Source organism: Okeania sp. SIO1H4 (assembly GCF_010672695.1).
Lineage (GTDB): Bacteria > Cyanobacteriota > Cyanobacteriia > Cyanobacteriales > Microcoleaceae > Okeania > Okeania hirsuta.
This window is the reverse complement of sequence record NZ_JAAHGB010000034.1, coordinates 55,211-71,858: the sequence shown is the minus strand read 5'-3', so window position 1 is coordinate 71,858 and position 16,648 is coordinate 55,211. Positions and strand designations below refer to the sequence as shown.

Annotated in this window: 14 protein-coding genes; 7 read left to right on the top strand and 7 right to left on the bottom strand. The window is 34.6% G+C overall.

Going from position 1 to position 16,648, the window contains the following annotated elements; translation table 11 throughout:
* The 4 genes from F6K06_RS20370 to F6K06_RS20355 all read left to right on the top strand — a co-directional run.
* Positions 1-1,087: dihydrolipoyl dehydrogenase (locus tag F6K06_RS20370; protein WP_287323289.1), on the top strand; the 1,087-nt coding region annotated here is incomplete at its 5' end.
* Between the two features lie 899 nt (positions 1,088-1,986).
* The gene (gene trpC, locus F6K06_RS20365; RefSeq protein ID WP_124146149.1) at positions 1,987-2,868 is read left to right on the top strand and encodes an indole-3-glycerol phosphate synthase TrpC; all 882 of its coding nucleotides are present in this window, start codon (positions 1,987-1,989) and stop codon (positions 2,866-2,868) included.
* Positions 2,869-3,800: 932 nt separating this feature from the next.
* Positions 3,801-4,031: a DUF5340 domain-containing protein gene (locus tag F6K06_RS20360; RefSeq protein WP_124154993.1), complete on the top strand. Its 231-nt coding sequence runs from the start codon at positions 3,801-3,803 to the stop codon at positions 4,029-4,031.
* A 900-nt stretch (positions 4,032-4,931) separates the two neighbouring features.
* The gene (locus F6K06_RS20355) at positions 4,932-6,089 is read left to right on the top strand and encodes an alanine--glyoxylate aminotransferase family protein (protein WP_124146147.1); all 1,158 of its coding nucleotides are present in this window, start codon (positions 4,932-4,934) and stop codon (positions 6,087-6,089) included.
* A 599-nt stretch (positions 6,090-6,688) separates the two neighbouring features.
* Here F6K06_RS20355 and F6K06_RS20350 read toward each other — a convergent pair.
* The 6 genes from F6K06_RS20350 to petM all read right to left on the bottom strand — a co-directional run bounded on the left by F6K06_RS20350 (position 6,689) and on the right by petM (position 13,042).
* On the bottom strand, positions 6,689-6,916 hold the full coding sequence (locus tag F6K06_RS20350; protein WP_124146146.1) for a DUF2949 domain-containing protein: 228 nt from the start codon (positions 6,914-6,916) through the stop codon (positions 6,689-6,691).
* 1,385 nt (positions 6,917-8,301) lie between these two features.
* Positions 8,302-8,823: a DUF192 domain-containing protein gene (locus F6K06_RS20345; RefSeq protein ID WP_287240729.1), complete on the bottom strand. Its 522-nt coding sequence runs from the start codon at positions 8,821-8,823 to the stop codon at positions 8,302-8,304.
* Between the two features lie 857 nt (positions 8,824-9,680).
* Positions 9,681-10,376 (bottom strand): response regulator transcription factor NblR, encoded by a 696-nt coding sequence (gene nblR / locus F6K06_RS20340; protein ID WP_124146144.1) that lies wholly within the window; start codon positions 10,374-10,376, stop codon positions 9,681-9,683.
* A 379-nt stretch (positions 10,377-10,755) separates the two neighbouring features.
* Positions 10,756-11,673 carry an NAD(+) kinase gene (locus tag F6K06_RS20335; protein WP_124146143.1) on the bottom strand — a complete coding sequence of 306 codons (918 nt, stop codon included), beginning with the start codon at positions 11,671-11,673 and terminating at the stop codon, positions 10,756-10,758.
* 33 nt (positions 11,674-11,706) lie between these two features.
* A complete protein-coding gene (locus F6K06_RS20330) occupies positions 11,707-12,684 on the bottom strand; it encodes an SDR family oxidoreductase (protein WP_124146142.1) in 978 nt (325 codons plus the stop codon).
* A gap of 256 nt (positions 12,685-12,940) precedes the next feature.
* Positions 12,941-13,042: a cytochrome b6-f complex subunit PetM gene (gene petM / locus F6K06_RS20325; RefSeq protein ID WP_063823346.1), complete on the bottom strand. Its 102-nt coding sequence runs from the start codon at positions 13,040-13,042 to the stop codon at positions 12,941-12,943.
* A 97-nt stretch (positions 13,043-13,139) separates the two neighbouring features.
* Here petM and pdxA point away from each other — a divergent pair, with 97 nt between their 5' ends.
* Together pdxA and F6K06_RS20315 are read left to right on the top strand one after the other, a co-directional pair.
* Positions 13,140-14,210, top strand: coding sequence for a 4-hydroxythreonine-4-phosphate dehydrogenase PdxA (pdxA, locus tag F6K06_RS20320; RefSeq protein WP_124146141.1), 1,071 nt, complete (start codon positions 13,140-13,142; stop codon positions 14,208-14,210).
* Between the two features lie 469 nt (positions 14,211-14,679).
* Positions 14,680-15,480, top strand: a complete 801-nt coding sequence (locus F6K06_RS20315; protein ID WP_287240733.1) for a hypothetical protein — start codon at positions 14,680-14,682, stop codon at positions 15,478-15,480.
* A gap of 438 nt (positions 15,481-15,918) precedes the next feature.
* Here F6K06_RS20315 and F6K06_RS20310 read toward each other — a convergent pair whose 3' ends face one another.
* Positions 15,919-16,041, bottom strand: coding sequence for a hypothetical protein (locus F6K06_RS20310; RefSeq protein ID WP_275670303.1), 123 nt, complete (start codon positions 16,039-16,041; stop codon positions 15,919-15,921).
* A gap of 187 nt (positions 16,042-16,228) precedes the next feature.
* Between F6K06_RS20310 and F6K06_RS20305 the strand changes: the two genes are divergently transcribed.
* Entirely contained in the window at positions 16,229-16,600 is a 372-nt protein-coding gene (locus tag F6K06_RS20305; RefSeq protein WP_124143752.1) for a hypothetical protein, read from the top strand.
* Positions 16,601-16,648: the final 48 nt, after the last annotated feature.

Genomic DNA, 16,648 nt, shown 5'->3' with positions numbered 1-16,648 from the left:
TAAAGGCTGGGGGCAAATGGCAGGTCAACAAAAAGTTATGGTCAAGACAGATAAGGGAGAAGAATACTTTACTGCTAAAGATATTATACTTGCCCCTGGCTCTATTCCATTTGTTCCTCCTGGAATAGAATTGGATGGTAAAACAGTTTTTACCAGTGATGATGCTTTGAAACTAGATTGGTTGCCACCCTGGGTAGCAATTATCGGTAGTGGTTATATTGGACTGGAGTTTTCTGACATCTATACTGCTCTTGGATCTGAAATTACTATGATTGAGGCATTAGACCAATTAATGCCTACTTTTGATTCAGATATAGCAAAAATTGCACAAAGAGTTCTAATTCAATCCAGAGATATTGAAACTAAGGTTGGTAAGTTAGCTATGAAGGTAATTCCTGGATCTCCGGTAATTATTGAACTAGCTGATGCTAAAACTAAGGAAGTAGAAGAGGTTCTGGAAGTAGATGCTTGTTTAGTTGCTACAGGTCGCATTCCCTATACAAAAAATTTGGGACTAGATTATGTTGGTGTAGAGACTGACCGTCGGGGTTTTATCCCAGTAAATGACAAAATGGCTGTTTTGTCAAGTGGTGAACCAGTACCTAATTTATGGGCGATCGGTGATGCTACTGGAAAAATGATGTTAGCTCATACAGCTTCAGCTCAAGGTATAACAGTGGTAGAAAATATTTGTGGTCGTCATCGGGATGTAGATTATCTTAGTATTCCGGCGGCTGCTTTTACTCATCCAGAAATTAGCTATGTTGGTATGACTGAAACAGCAGCTAAGGATTTAGGTAAAGATCAAGGATTTGAAGTAGGCAGTGTAAAAACTTATTTTAAGGGTAATTCAAAAGCAATTGCTGAAGGAGAAACAGATGGTATTGCTAAAGTCATTTATCGTCAAGATACAGGAGAATTATTAGGAGTACATATTATTGGCCTTCATGCATCCGATTTAATTCAAGAAGCAGCAAATGCTATGGCTCAAAAGCAATCTGTTAATCAGTTATCTTTTAATGTACATACTCATCCTACTTTGTCAGAGGTTTTGGATGAGGCATTTAAACGAGCAACTGTTAGTTAGATCAGGGAACAGGGAACAGGAAATAGTGGTGCGACCCCGCGTCGGTGTCAGACCCAAGGGAATGCTGAATCCTGTGAGGGAATGGGCACTCCTGTGAGGGAACAGTAGGAAAAATATTTCCCTTGAGGGAACAGTAGAAAAAATATTTCCCTGTCTTACGGTTGATCATCAGCATAAATCCTAACCAACTCGTTCTTTGCTATGGTTATTAATTTCAAGAAAATTGTTATATTTAGTCTCCATAACTGATATAGCAATTTAGTATTCAGTCATCATTTTTTGGTTTCTCAGAATTTAATTTTGCTTTGAAAATTACTAACTGTAACTTCAGCAAATTAAGAAGTGCTATACTACCGAATCTTGAAAATCTGAAGACTACAAAAAGAATCATTATTAAAGATAGGGTAGTCCTAAAGATGTAAGGATATCGGTTAGTATATTTCTTGAATTTTCAGGAATTAAGCTTCAAAAATTATCTTTTATTTTGCGGGTTTAATACCCCACCGTCAACGAAGGGTTAATTTATTGTCACGCTTAGAAAAATTGTATCCTTTGAAATCTCGTACATTTTGCTAGAATTAGTTAAGGACTCGTGTAAAAATAACCCGAACAGTTTTTTTTTGATGGAAGCTATATTTCACGATTTATCCTAGATAAAATTTGTACAACTTATTTTTACATGGCTCCTAACCAAAAATATAGAGTTGTAAGTATTCTATGATGACAAAGAATTAGCCCTACACCGTCAACGGGGGTGCTTAAAATTGTTTGAGGTGATCAGACAGGAAGTGGCAAGTCGTTGACTATCCCCATGCAATTAGACCTTTTGCCTTCTGCCTTCTGCCTTATTCAATACTTATTTAACACTACCAAAAATAGGAAATTATCAAGAAAAAAAAATGCAAATTCGTCGCCGACCGCCAACTTCAGCAGTAGAAATGGGTAGTTTACGCTATGAAGTTGCTTTGCCAAATTCAAAACCTCAAAATATTCTGGAAGAAATTGTTTGGTATAAAGAAAAAGAGGTAGATTATCTGCGGGATAAACAACCATTAATTGAGTTAAAAAAGAAAATTAACTTAATGTCTGCTCCTCTGGATTTTTTGGCTATCTTATCAACAGGAAAAACTCAACCTGCTGTAATTGCTGAAGTTAAAAAAGCCTCTCCTAGTAAAGGGATAATTAGAGAAGATTTTGAACCAGTTACTATAGCTAAAGCGTATCAACAAAATGGTGCAACTTGTATTTCAGTTTTGACAGACAAAAAATTCTTTCAAGGTGGCTTTGAAATTTTGTCAAATATTAGGAAAAATGTTGACTTACCACTACTGTGTAAAGATTTTCTGATTTATCCATATCAAATATATCTTGCTCGTTTATATGGAGCTGATGCTGTACTACTAATTGCGGCAATTTTATCAGACCAAGATTTAAAGTATTTTATCAAGATAGTTAATGCTTTAGGAATGACTGCTTTAGTTGAGGTTCATAGTTTAACAGAGTTAGACCGGGTATTGACAATAGAAGGAGTTAAGTTGGTCGGTATAAATAACCGCAATTTAGCAGATTTTTCAGTAGATTTACAAACTACGTGTAAATTAATGGAAGCTAGGAAGAAGGAGTTAGAAAAACTTGGAATTTTAGTAGTAAGTGAATCAGGAATACATGGATATCAAGATGTAAACGTTGTTAAAAATGCTGGTGTGGATGCTGTTTTAATAGGTGAGTCTCTGATGAAAAAAGCAGACCCAGGTGCAGCATTGCTACAGTTATTTACCTAATAATTAAGGGGTAAAGTTTTCCTTTACTGTACAAAAGTTTGTCGGTCTACAAGGAGAGAAAAGAAAAAAAATATTTTAGTCAATTCTATAATCTTAAGGAGAAGTTATTGTTCATTATTAATTGTTAATTGTTGAAAGAGTCTAGCAGTCGAAGCAAAAGTTAGGACATATCAAAAACTTAAAACTTAGACAACACAAAATTTTTATTCTTCCTTCTTTTTTTTCTTCCTTCTGCTATAACAGGTTAACTCAAACTTTTAAAAATATAGGCTTTTAGATTTAGATTAGATATTGACAATTTTTCAGATAAAAACTGTAGACGATAGAATTATCAAAAAAATTACTGAATAATTAAATTTTCAACCCTCTCCTTGAAACTCGAAAGGAGAAAAAATATTTTATTCAGTGCTCTTGTTTTAAAAAGGGTTTCCTAACGGAATCCTCCACAAACAGCAATTCAGCAGTCAGCATTTTCCAAAAGGAATGCTCCGCAAACAGCAAGTGATTTATATAGCTGTACTAAATAGGTTTTAAACAAATGTTAGTGATCGAAATACTGATGGTTACTTCTCTTGATATGTAGCTAATGTTCATATTCTATCTAGTGCAGAATGGCAGAAATAACTAACCAGTTACAAAATCCTAAAAGCCTTACCAATCAATACTTTTGACTTTTGAATTTTGACTTCCACGTAGCAGCACTAGGATAGCTATAGTGATTTATGTTCATATTAATTATCTTTTCACTTATGGGTTTAATATCCTAGCTTTACCCACGGTGTCTACAATTATTTGGGGTTTTAATTCCCATAACTTTTTTTTGTTCCTTCTTCAAGAATAATTACTAATGCAGTAGTTCTCTGATTTCTATTTGTTGTTCAAGTTCCCACATAGCATAATCAATCAATCTGTAAACCGTTAGAAATAAAACTATGGAAGCAATACCAGTTCCCTCCCGTATTCATTATGAATTGCTACTTCAGTTATTAGAAAAAAAGACAATTTTAGCAGTAGACTATAATACAAAGCAGCACGAAAAAGCACGGGAACTTATTGTAACTGTGAGAAAAGCTTTAGCACTACAAAAACAATTTGAAGAAAGTTGCAAGCAAGCAAATTTACCAATTGAATATCAATGGTCTCTCAATGAAACAGAAAAATAAATATTAAGTGCATTAGGGCAAGCTAAAAAAAAGGTATTTATGAACTTGATAATATTCAAAAATTAATATCTAAGACTTTTGAAAATCCAAAGGTAGAATTGGCAATTAATAACTTCACTAAATAAGACCTAGAATAAAACTAACAATAGATAATTAATTAACAATCATTCATTAATTATTTCTCTGCTGATTAAATCTCAAAGCACTGCTAAATAAAGGTTTTAGCCTTTTTGGGGCCTTTAAAAAGTGCCTGGTTTCCAGTCTAAAACGCTCAAAAAGGAGCGTATTTTAGGCGCATAGTTGGGTAGAAAAATCATTCTTACAATTGTTACTCCTACCTCCTCGCTCATTCCCATTCCTCCCCTCCTGGGAGGGGGAGGGGCGAGGGGTGGGTTTTCTCCTGTCTCCTACCCCTACTAAAAGACTTTTTCAGCAAACCCTAATTAGAAGAAGTAATTATCAATTATTGATTTAGTCTACCTAACTAATAAATACCATTCTTAGGGGTCTCACAATTGATAGATTTGTTCAATGTAAAGTTTTTGGGAATGATTAGGAGCAGTTAATACAGTTAGTATTTCGGCAATAATTTGTGAAACCATTCAAAACCATTACTCTAACAACAAAAACTTTGTGGTTAGTTATAACTTCTAACTTTTACCAGATAAATAGTTGCTTCAAGCATTGAATTATCCGTTAATATCTTAAATGTAAATTCTATAGAAAGAAAAATCAAAAATTTCCTCAAAAAAAAATAATTAAAATTAAATAACTCCCAAAATAACAAAAAGATTCCAACTTTGGAATCTTAAAGAAAAAATAAGTTTTTTCAATGAAATGCTTCTCAATCAATAAACATATAAACTAACTCAAGTAACACAAAACAAAGGAATAGAAAGAATGAATGACAAACTAATGTTAATGATTCCCGGACCTACTCCAGTACCAGAAACAGCCTTACTAGCTATGGCTAAACATCCAATAGGCCATAGAAGTGGTGACTTTTCCAAAATTATGGCCGAGGTGACAGAAAACCTCAAATGGCTACATCAAACCAAAAATGATGTGCTAATTTTAGCATCTAGTGGAACTGGGGCCATGGAAGCAGGTATCATTAACTTTCTCAGTCCAGGCGATCGCGTATTATGTGGATGTAATGGTAAATTTGGCGATCGCTGGGCAGAAGTAGCTACGGCCTATGGTCTCCAAGTAGAAAAAATCACAGCAGAATGGGGCCAACCTCTGGACTCAGAAAAATTTCGTGAACAACTAGAAGCAGATAAAGAGAAAACAATCAAGGCGGTTATTATTACCCATAGTGAAACTTCTACAGGTGTTCTCAATGACCTAGAAACTATTAATAGTTATGTTAAAGCTCATGGCGAAGCATTAATTATAGTAGATGCCGTCACCAGCATTGGGGCAGTCAATATACCAATAGATGAGTTGGGTCTTGATGTTGTTGCTTCAGGTTCTCAGAAAGGTTATATGATACCCCCTGGTTTAGCTTTTGTAGCAGTAGGTGCTAAAGCTTGGACTGCATATGAAACGGCCAAATTACCACGTTACTATCTTGACTTGGGTAAGTATCGTAAAGATGCAGCTAAAAATACTACACCTTTTACTCCACCAGTAAATTTATTCTTTGCCTTGCAAGCTACACTTAGGATGATGCAAGCTGAAGGATTAGAAAATATATTTGCTCGGCATCAACGTTTAATGAGTACGACTCGTGCAGCAGTCAAAGCTTTAGGGTTGCCCCTCTTTGGGCCAGATGCAGTAGCTAGTCCTGCTATTACGGCAGTTGCTCCTCCACCAGAAGTAGACGCAGAAAAAATACGGACTATTGTAAATAAGCGTTTTGATATTGCTTTAGCTGGTGGACAAAACCACTTGAAAGGGAAAATTTTCCGTATTGGACATTTGGGTTTTGTCAGCGAACGGGATATTCTCACCGCTATCTCTGCATTAGAAGTTGCTTTGCGAGAGTTGGGATATGAAGCTTTTACTCCAGGAGCAGGTGTAGCTACTGCTTCTAGAGTTTTAGCTGAGTCATAATTTAACATCTAAAATGTTGCAATAGTAGGGGCGGGTTCTACGTTAAATTAATGAGTCTTAACCAATTTAGATGAACCCGCCTCCACCCCATTTACGAAGTCATAATTCAGAAGTCAGAAGTCAGAAGTCAGAAGTTATTTTTGTAACGGGGATGTGAGCAACTCTCCAAAAATTTTTTGCCTTAAAAGGTGGGGTGACACGACCCAATTATTTTGATAATCTAACGCTAGCTACATATTGAAGAACCGTTATTTTCAAGGTTTAATAATAGAATAGATTTTAAGTTTGATTTTAAATTGAGTTCTGAACTAGAGTTAAATTGATTATTTCTAGTAATTATTCTGTAAGTATTCTGTAATTATTCAGCTATTAGTTGTCAGCTTAGGGCAATAAGACTCCCTCCTGAAGGAAGTATTTAAATGAATATAGACTTTCAGGTTAAAAGAACCTGCTTTTGTAAGATTTAATTATGACTGGATTATGGCTTAATAAGAACCCTTAATATAGGGTTTAAATCAAGCTCAAAAAATAGCTGATAGCTAATAGCTGATGGCTGTTTGCGCAGCATGACCTAGGAAATACTTAGATTATTCTGGCATTTAGTTGAAATCATAAGTGGTTTCTAGCCAATCAAATATTTTATCTAATTGCTCTAGAGTAACTAAACCATATTGCCATAAAATCATTGGAAAAGCACTGAAGTCTGGTTTACGATCTACTAATGTTGAACTAATACTAGCTCTTTCTGCAACTGCTATAGAAGCTGAAGAAATAGATAAATCATCTTTCAAGAAATGAATAAAGCGAGCATAATTATTTGGTGTCATTTTTCTTTACCTCCTATTTTTCAGACACCATTCTCTTTGTAACTCTTGTTGACAATAGAATATATAGAGTCACATATTTAAGAGAATTATCATGTCAATAAAATTAATATTTTTTTTGGATATTATCGATAGTTATTTACTATCATCAAGCAATAAGTTTTCTTGGATATTGCTAGGATATGCCAGTTTTTTATCTGTTTACTAAACTCTGCATTTTTTCAGAAACTTGAGAGTGAAACTAAACTAGATATAGTACTCCTGGACTATACTAAGTTTTGAGAATAGCTTGGTTTGAATCTACATAAGTTGCCTATGCTATTCCGCAAAAGCTAGCTATTAATTTCTAGAAAAATTTAGTGAAATTATCGTTACTCAAAATGTATATACATTCAGGTTGAAAAAAAATTCACTATCTGTCTCAACATTACAGAAGACTTTCTATTGAATTCTCTCTCTAGTCAAAAGATATAAACAGCGCAGACAGAGGTTCTAAGTAGGTAGTTGCCTTTTTTCAAACTATTACTACTTACAAGGCTAAACTTGGCCAAGTCAAATTTTGGCAAAATAACTACGACAAAATAACTACTTTGGTTTGAATATTTGTATGTATTTTAATTCACAATACGAACCATCTCTATATGCATAAATGCGCAAAAATATACAACTAGATTTTCACTCTTAGCACAAAATATCATTATCCTCACACCAATCAACAGAATTAAATTAAGCAAAGCAAAAATAGACTCTTAGTAAGACAAGTTTTTCTATATCTTCTATACCTTCTTGGTAAAAGTAATACTCATCAAAACTTCAGCACTATCGATATTGTCAAAATATTTCTCTTACAGCTTGCGAAACTTAATTTATCTTTATTTATTTCCGATGAATAGAATAGCAGTATTACAAACCATCAAAAGCTTAAGAATACATATTCTGCACTTTAGGTGAACAATACTTTGAATCCATCTAAATAATGTCTAGCTTACCAATATAGCAAATTAAAACTTTAGTGTAAATATATAGTAAGTAAAATAATAAAAAGTTTTATTAGGTTTTGTCAAAATAATTCAGAGTTTTGCGATATTTTAGCTTGTTGTACAAAAACTATAGGTCTGGGGAATAGCAAAAAATAAATCATCCAATTTTTGGATTCAATTTGTTTGTTTTGTACCAGAAGGAAAAGGAAAAAACTTTGATTATTGATATTCCGTTATTTTTACTCCGAAGTACTATGTAGACAGCTATTTCATAATTCAAATAAAGGAATGGCAACTGCTATAATTTTTGTTGACATACTACCTTCTTCTCAATTCAACCTAAAACCTAAAACCTACCACCTTCTTCAATGAATGATAATTTCCTCTAATCTCAGTTCTGTCAAATACCTAAATTTTTGTAATCATTATCCGGTCTCCTACTTTCAAACCTAATTCCTTTGCACGTCTTCCCCGAAGTTCAATTACTTGATCGACTAACACATCAGGTCCATAAGTAGGGCAAGGGTCAGCTAAACAAGGAGGGACATTATCAGCGATCGCCTTAACTATGCCAGAATTTATGAATATAATATCAAGAGATATTTGGCAATTTTTCATCCAAAAGCTAACTTTCCGAGGCGGGTTAAAAGAGAATAACATTCCTCGGTCATCAGCAAGTTTAGTCCTGTACATTAAACCTATTGCTTTCTCTTGAGGGGTTTTCGCCACCTCTAAATTAATTATCTGATTAGATATATGAGCTTTTGCCGTAATTGGTAAAATTTGGCCTTGTGGAGATATCTGAGAATCTGATATATTTTGAGCTTGTGCTGGAGTATGAAAAACTTGAACAAATATTATTTGTAGCAAACAGCAAAGCAACAGAAATAAGATGATTCCAGACTTAAGTAAACCAATTTTACGACCCATAATTAATTATTTCTCAGATATTCTATGTATGTTTTATTCTTGAAGAAACAAGAAGGAAAAAGGAAAAAGTAGATGGGGACTCAAACCCCAAAAAGCTTGTAAACACCCCAAGTGACGGCGGGGTATTAAACCCAAAAGAAAAAGATAAATAATAATTTTATAGTAATTTTTTTGAGATTTCACTTATTTTGACATTCTTGTCGTTAGATCAAAGATTATAATGGAAAATTCTTGCTTCTGTGATTCTAGGGTTAGGCGAAAAATCAAACAAGTTATATTATGTCCGGATAATTAGTGATAAAAAAACTTTCTCTTTCTTCTTCTTTCTTTCCTCCTGACTCCTAACTCCTGAGTCGTTTATTTATAACTGTTCAACCGGACATGATATTAAGTTATGCTCCACGACGATTAAATATCTGTTTATAGTTACTTTTGCAGCAGCTATATCACGATTTATTTGATTTCCACAACTACTGCAATTATGTTTTCTATTCCTGCGGAATATTGCGTAAACAGAAAGTTTTTTCTGATTAATATGCCCAAATTTAATATCAAGTCTCATTAATTAGCCATAATAAAAATGTTCTTCTTTTGATAGAGAATATTTTTTCGGTGCGGAATGCGGAGCAAACAAATTTCCCCTACTCCCTACTCCCTACTCCCTAAATTTTTCCGAAGTGGTTATTCAAACAGACATGATATAAGACATTCTTGAGAAATATAATTTTTATCAACTTTAGCAAAATACTTACCTCAATTCCTGCAAATATCAGCCAATATTTCATTGATAAATTGACCTATACCAGAATCCTTTGATTGTTTTCTAACAAGACCTTGCTTACCAAGAATTAAAGACTCTAAGTTTCCCTCAAAACATATCCAATACCACGGACTGTCTGAATTAATCTCTTCTCGCCTTCTCGTTCAATTTTCAGGCGCAAATATCTAATATATACCTCAATTACATTAGACTCACCCAAAAAATCATAACCCCAAACATTTTCCAAAATCTGTTCGCGACTCAATACTTCGCGAGGATGCTCCATTAAAAACCTTAATAACTCAAATTCCTTCATAGTCAACTCAATACTACGACCATGACATAAGACCCGTCGAGTAGCCAACTCTAAAATTAAACTCCCAAATCTCAATTGGTCCTTTTCTGCTATAGTAGGTTGTAAATAAAAACGGACTAATTTTAAGAATTCATCACTGCGATAAGGTTTGAGAAAATAGTCATCAGCTCCAGACTCCAGACAAGCAACTCGGTCGTCAATTTGGTCGCGACCCATCAACAATAATATGGGCATATTATTACCCATTTTTCTCAGATGACTGCACAATGATAGTCCAGATTCACCAGCTAACATTCGGTCAATTACAATCAGAGCAGGTTTAATTTCTATTGCCCTGTGAAGACCCGCGGTAGAATTAGTAGCTACAATTGGATGATAGCCTGACTCTTCTAGATCCAAACTCACATATTGGGCGAGAATTTCATCAGTCTCTATTAGTAAGACTGAACGATCTCGATCTATAGTTAAGGTAGTCATAGCAATATGATTTTAATTGTGAGATATTGGAGACTTTTGTTTTAGGTATGGAGGGAATAGGGAATAGGTATGGAGGGAAGAAACGAATATATATGAATAAAATAACTGCTATATTTTATGCTTTAAACGAACACCTCAATTCTCACATCTGATTCGGTGATTGCTATATTTCTGTACAAAATTTATGATACTAACACCCTCTCATATAATCCCGGCATATTGAAGTTAATCTAGTGCAGGATGGCGGAAATAACTGACCAGTTACAAAATCGCGCGAACAATTACAAATCAAAAATGATTGACTTTTAAATGCATGACTTTTAACTTCCGGGTAGCGGCACTAGCAGTGAAAATTTTGAAAAATAACCACCAGAATAATTTAAGGTAATTCAACAGAAGTTGGCTTGGCAATGTGCGGTAGTCCCCATCCCAATTTCTCGCGCAGAACATGGAAAAACTCTGGTGGCTTAAGTCGAATGAAACGTGCTTTATAATGTGATTGTTTCACTCGTACTCGGTCCTCTGGCAAGACATAACATCCTCCATTACCATCTACAATCATCATCATACGATTTGGACTAGCAGGAAAAACAGTTACTGGTTCAGTATCAGCAAAAACCAAAGCACGGGATGCTAGAGAATGGGGACAAATAGGCGATAGCTCCAAAACCGGAACTCCCGGAGTCACAACAGGGCCACCTGCCGATAAAGAATAAGCAGTAGAACCAGTCGGAGTAGAAATAATAATACCGTCTGCCGCAATATCTATAGGAGCGTGCCGACCAATTTGGATCTCAAAATGGCACATACAGGTCATAGGTTCCCGATGTAAAACCATTTCATTTAAACAAAGGGCTTCCCATAATAACTCATTATCTCGGAACAGACGTACTTCTAGCATTGTCCTTTCTTCTACTTCATAGTCTCCTGCTAATACCTGTTCAATAGCTGGATATAACTGATTGACAAAAGTCTCAGTCAAGAAACCCATGTGACCTGTATTGACGGTCAATAGTGGAATATGGCAAGGTGCTACTTGACGAAATGCAGATAAGACTGTACCATCCCCTCCTAGGACTACAGCAAAAGTCATGTCTTTGGTAAAGCCAGAGGGAACTAATTGGTCTATAGAAGTATGACATAAAGGATGTTCTAGGCTGGGATAACCTAAGATTCCTCCCGATCCATTATTGATGTGAATATCATAGCCATAAGCTGTAAGCTTGTCTTTTAACTCATTAGTTATGCGACAAGCTATTGGTTTGGCATCGTTATAAATGATTCCTATTTTTGACACTCGAAAAAATCTAGTTCAGGGTGGTTAGAAACTTTAGAAAAAGAAAGGTTTATTCTTGGAAGTTGATTTTCCTAATTTTGCTTGCTCGTACTCTATTTCCTTCAACTTTTTCATAATCCGACTATAGTATTCTTGCAAATAAGATTCTAGTGTGGTTATTTCTTCAGGATTAATGCCAAATACAGGATAAACATCATCCATTGAAGCTGTTAAAGGTTGACTGTTGGCTAATACTTCTGCAAAAGCTAGTCTATCCGAGACATTCCAACCCCATTGAAATGACCTAGTAAGCTGACGAAATATACGCAATAAGTTAATATTGGTACGGGTTACTTTTGCTTTTTCTCCAGACAGTCTTTCACACATCCGAATAATTTCACTAGCATCCCAAGCACGGGGACCTACTACCGGAAAGCTTTGATTTTCTGTTTCGGGAACTGAAATACTACGGACAGCAAACTTAGCAATATCTTGAGTATCCATATATGCAATCGCTGTTCCTTGACCGGGAACCCAAACTGCTTGCTTATCTAAAATTGGCACTGCATACTGGCCAATTAATCCCTGTAAAAAACCACAAGGTTTTAAGATCGTGTATTTTAAGCCAGATTCAGCAATAAAAAGTTCTGTACATCGCTTAATTTCTAGGAGAGGGACTTGGGGATATTTCTCTGCATTTAAAAAGGAGAAAAATATAAAACGTTCTACACCTTTAGCCACTAGAGCTTGAATCAGTGATACTTTTCCTTCCCAGTCTACCTGTTTAATACTCAGAGAGTCTGTTGGTCTCGCAGTTGCAGCATCAATCACTGCATCAACTCCTTCCAAAGCTGGTAGTAGAGTTTTAGGCTTACAGAGATTTCCTCCTATTAGTTCAGCCCCCCACTCTTTTAAAAAAGATGCTCTACTGTAGCTTCTGATTAAGCAGCGTACTTCATAACCTTCGTTTAGGGCACAACGCACTATTTGTCTACCAAGAGTACCAGTAGCCCCTACGATTAATAGTTTCATAAACAGTTTATTGATTATATTAAAGATTCTTTATCACTTTATCAAAATTATCTCATTTTTTTACAAAACTTAATATTTTGAGTTAAATATGTTTTAGCTTATATTTTTATTAATCTATTTAAGATACCATAAGATCCATAGAAAGTAAATACCACCATAGGCATTCCCCACTAGAAAAAATTAATGAGGAAATGCTCCTATAGCAAAATGTCAGTCAGTTAAGCGATCGTACTACTTTAAAGACCGGGAAATTTGATTATTCGCCTCCTTGTAATTTAAGTAATAGGAAACCTCCTGCTAAACCAATCAGAATCACAGAAAAAGACAAAATAGCTGCATTGAAAATCTCACCACTCATATTCTTAAAATACTCCTATGTAATTTGTGATATATATTTTAAGACATTTTGACTTCTCCCCAGACTAAAGTCATAAGTATTCTTCAGCGGAATAAATATGAAAATATCAGCAACAGAAATAGAAAATACAAATCCTCGTTTAGGATTGACAATTGGAGATCCTGGGGGCATAGGACCAGAAATAATTCTTAAGGCTTTAGCAGACCCTACTGTTACAGAAAATTGTGACTTGACAATTATAGGCAGTCATCGCATTTTGCAACAAACCTATCAAAAACTATCTCAACTCTCGAAAAAAACTCAATCGCAACAATTACTTGTCAAATGGGAAAATTTAAAAATTTTAGATGTAGAGTTTAATGGAAAATTAGAAAATATATTTCCCGGCAAAGGTAATGCTGTGAGTGGGGAAGCTAGCTTTTGTTTCATGGAAACAGCCATTGCTCAGACTTTAGCTGGAAAATTTCAAGGTATTGTTACTGCTCCTATTTCCAAAACTTGCTGGCAGATGGCTGGTCATAAATACCCTGGTCAAACTGAACTTTTAGCAGAAAAAGCAGGAGTAAAAAAATTTGGGATGCTATTTTTTGCGCGATCGCCCCACAGTAATTTTGTACTCCGCTCTCTTTTAGCTACCACACATATACCATTATGTCAAGTCCCAAAAGCTTTAACGCCAGAGTTGCTGAGTTGGAAATTAGAGTTACTAATAGAAAGTTTACAAAAAGATTTTGGGATTTCTCGGCCAAAAATTGCTGTTGCTGGTTTAAACCCTCACAGTGGAGAAAATGGACAATTAGGAACAGAAGAGCAAGATTGGCTCATCCCTTGGTTGGACAAACAATGCGATCGCCGACCGGACATAGAGTTAGATGGGCCAGTGCCACCGGATACTATGTGGGTCAAACCAGGTCAAGCTTGGCTAGGTTTACCAGCTAAAACTTATGATGCTTATTTGGCGCTATATCATGACCAAGGCTTAATTCCAGTTAAACTAATGGCTTTTGATTTAGCAGTGAATACTACCATTGGTTTACCATTTGTTCGTACCTCTCCTGACCATGGTACAGCTTTTGATATTGCGGGTCAGGGTATTGCTGATGCGACGAGCATGAAAGCAGCAATAAAGTTAGCTAAAGAATTGATATTACAAAGAACTTATTCATAGCAAAAGTAGCCAAATTAATAGAATTGTTTCTGCAATAGTTGACTTAGTGAATCTACAATCTAAAATATACAAATAGGAGGTATAAGAAAGCTGACAAATTTGATTGTCAAGCAAATATACCTACTAATACCATTTTAGTTAGCTCTCAGGGGTGAGAAGAAAAGATTCTTACTTCAAAATAAGTCTATTAAGGCATGAGTTAATAAACAATAAAAGTAAGCATTCAGTTATTAGCATTTCCTACGGAATGCTCCGCAAACAGTAATCAGCTTTTAAACTTATGCAAGTAATAACTGAGGTTAGGTTATAGCCAATTTCATTAATGAATTTTAATTCTCATTGGTGGATAATTCCTTTCTAGTTATGATCATGAGTTAATAACAAATACCTGATAGCTGATAGCTGATGGCTGACTGCTGAATGCTTACCAATAAAATGGTAAAAAAATCAAAATTTATTTGAGAAACCTTTGAAAACTATATCCTTTGCTATCCAGGGAAAAATGGATTATGAAACTTTAGGAAAAGCAGGAGGAATTAGCACAACTCCTGGCACACCCCAATGGGCACTTGCTATTAAGTTAAAACTACAATCTGTTCTGAAAAAAGATGTAGTTGTTAATGGGGAACAATTAAAGGCATGGCGTGAATTAATGAAACAGCCAGCTGCTTATCAACAATTGCTTGATGAGCAAGGAAAACCATTTAATAGCTATGAAGAATTATGTCGTGCTCAACCACCTTATGGATTAGGTTGTGAAGCTAAAGAAATTGAAGAATTAATTAGCAGGTTAGAATCAACTGGAATAAAAACAGTTGAGACACCGGAAGACCCGGTCAAAGATTTAGGAAATCCATCAAATTATTTTCATAAATTCTCTAAACTTGTGGAAGCTTGCCCGGATAATCAAGCTTTAAATGCACCGAAAATAGGAGAGATTTTGGATTATGCTCATAGCACTGCTCAATTATGGAGAAAACGATGGGAACATTTAGGATGGTTAGAACAATCAAAAAGTAGTGGGAGAGGTTTTTATCAAATTACTGAATCAGGAAAAAATGCGGTTAAAAATTGGTTAGAGCAACAGCCAGAAGGTAAGTTGAATCAAGAACTTTGGGTAGTAGTTCCTAAAAATCCTAAAAAGGCTGCAGAAAAATTGATTAAGTCGTTTAAAGATGAGGATTTAAGAGAAATTTACAAATTAATTGGAGAGTCTTTTGGTCAAGAATTAACTATATTTCATTCAGATTCAGGTATGGAAAAAAATTAGTATTTAGTTATTAGCAGATTACCTAATCTATCAATGTCAGGGTTAACAGCATAAATTAAGAGTTTAATTTTTTTATCCTTCAATGTAATTTAATGCTGAAAAAATAAAAGGTTGTTTTTGAGGAGATTATTAATGTTAAAAGTAGTCCTGAACTGTATGGAATAAGTAAATTATTGAATCAATGAAAATAGGAGTTTTTCTTATGAGTAAATGTTCCTTATAAAATAGCTATAGGGATTACTTTTAACGGGGGTATTTTGAGTGAAATAAATTGTGTCATACTTGAATCAAAATTTAACTTATCCGAAAATTAATAAATAAGTAATAAACAGCCTCTACTCCAATTAAAAATTTAGGTATATTGGTAGTTTAAATTTTGTAGAGATACTCTATTCTAAGTTGTTATTTAAGTTATCAGTTAGCCCCCTGCTCCCTCTACTAATTTTTCTTCTTCTTTCTTTCCTCCTGACTCCTGACTCCTAAATAATTAAGATTAATATCATACACTAATTCACCAACGCCATAAATTTTATAAGAGGAACTAATGACAGAGCTTTCCACTGAACAATTGCTTTATTTGCTTTACACATTTGCTTATTCAACAGAAGGAACTGTTACTAGAAGTACAGTTAGGAATCATTTATCTAAAAAACGCCGCCCCAATGCAAAACAGGTTTGTGAGAGTTTATGTGAGCTGAAGTTATTGGAGTCTCCTAAACGAGGGAGAATTAAAGTTACTGAGATGGGAATGAAAGCTCTAGTTCTTAATCTTCAAACAACGGAGTATAAATTTAGGTCTAACAAAGGACCTAAAATTTTAAATGCTCTGATGGCTTGTTTAAAATTAACAGCAAAATATAATCAGATAAATTATCAAAATGAGGATATGGATTTTGAGACTTTTGTAGATAAGTTTAAAAAGCTTTACCTTGAAGAAAGGAGGCGTCAAGAATTGGAAGGTGTTGTGGCTATTCGTAGTAAAGAAATTTGCCAAAAGTTTAGGCAAAATAATCATATTTCTGAATTGCTACTAGAAAAATATTTTGAGCAATTGAAATCTGATGGTTTAGTATTTGCGGTACAAGAAAACAATAAAGAATTAATTCAATGGGTGAACTAAATTATGCCGGAAGATGCAGGAAAAAAAAGATATATTAGAAAGTTTTTA

Coding starts and splice junctions, on each gene's coding strand:
- F6K06_RS20360 (WP_124154993.1), top strand. CDS start 3,801: ATGGAAGCAATACCAGTTCCCTCCCGTATTCATTATGAATTGCTACTT.
- F6K06_RS20350 (WP_124146146.1), bottom strand. CDS start 6,916: ATGACACCAAATAATTATGCTCGCTTTATTCATTTCTTGAAAGATGAT.
- trpC (WP_124146149.1), top strand. CDS start 1,987: ATGCAAATTCGTCGCCGACCGCCAACTTCAGCAGTAGAAATGGGTAGT.
- F6K06_RS20345 (WP_287240729.1), bottom strand. CDS start 8,823: ATGGGTCGTAAAATTGGTTTACTTAAGTCTGGAATCATCTTATTTCTG.
- pdxA (WP_124146141.1), top strand. CDS start 13,140: ATGAAAATATCAGCAACAGAAATAGAAAATACAAATCCTCGTTTAGGA.
- F6K06_RS20305 (WP_124143752.1), top strand. CDS start 16,229: ATGAAAGCTCTAGTTCTTAATCTTCAAACAACGGAGTATAAATTTAGG.
- F6K06_RS20355 (WP_124146147.1), top strand. CDS start 4,932: ATGAATGACAAACTAATGTTAATGATTCCCGGACCTACTCCAGTACCA.
- petM (WP_063823346.1), bottom strand. CDS start 13,042: ATGAGTGGTGAGATTTTCAATGCAGCTATTTTGTCTTTTTCTGTGATT.
- F6K06_RS20330 (WP_124146142.1), bottom strand. CDS start 12,684: ATGAAACTATTAATCGTAGGGGCTACTGGTACTCTTGGTAGACAAATA.
- nblR (WP_124146144.1), bottom strand. CDS start 10,376: ATGACTACCTTAACTATAGATCGAGATCGTTCAGTCTTACTAATAGAG.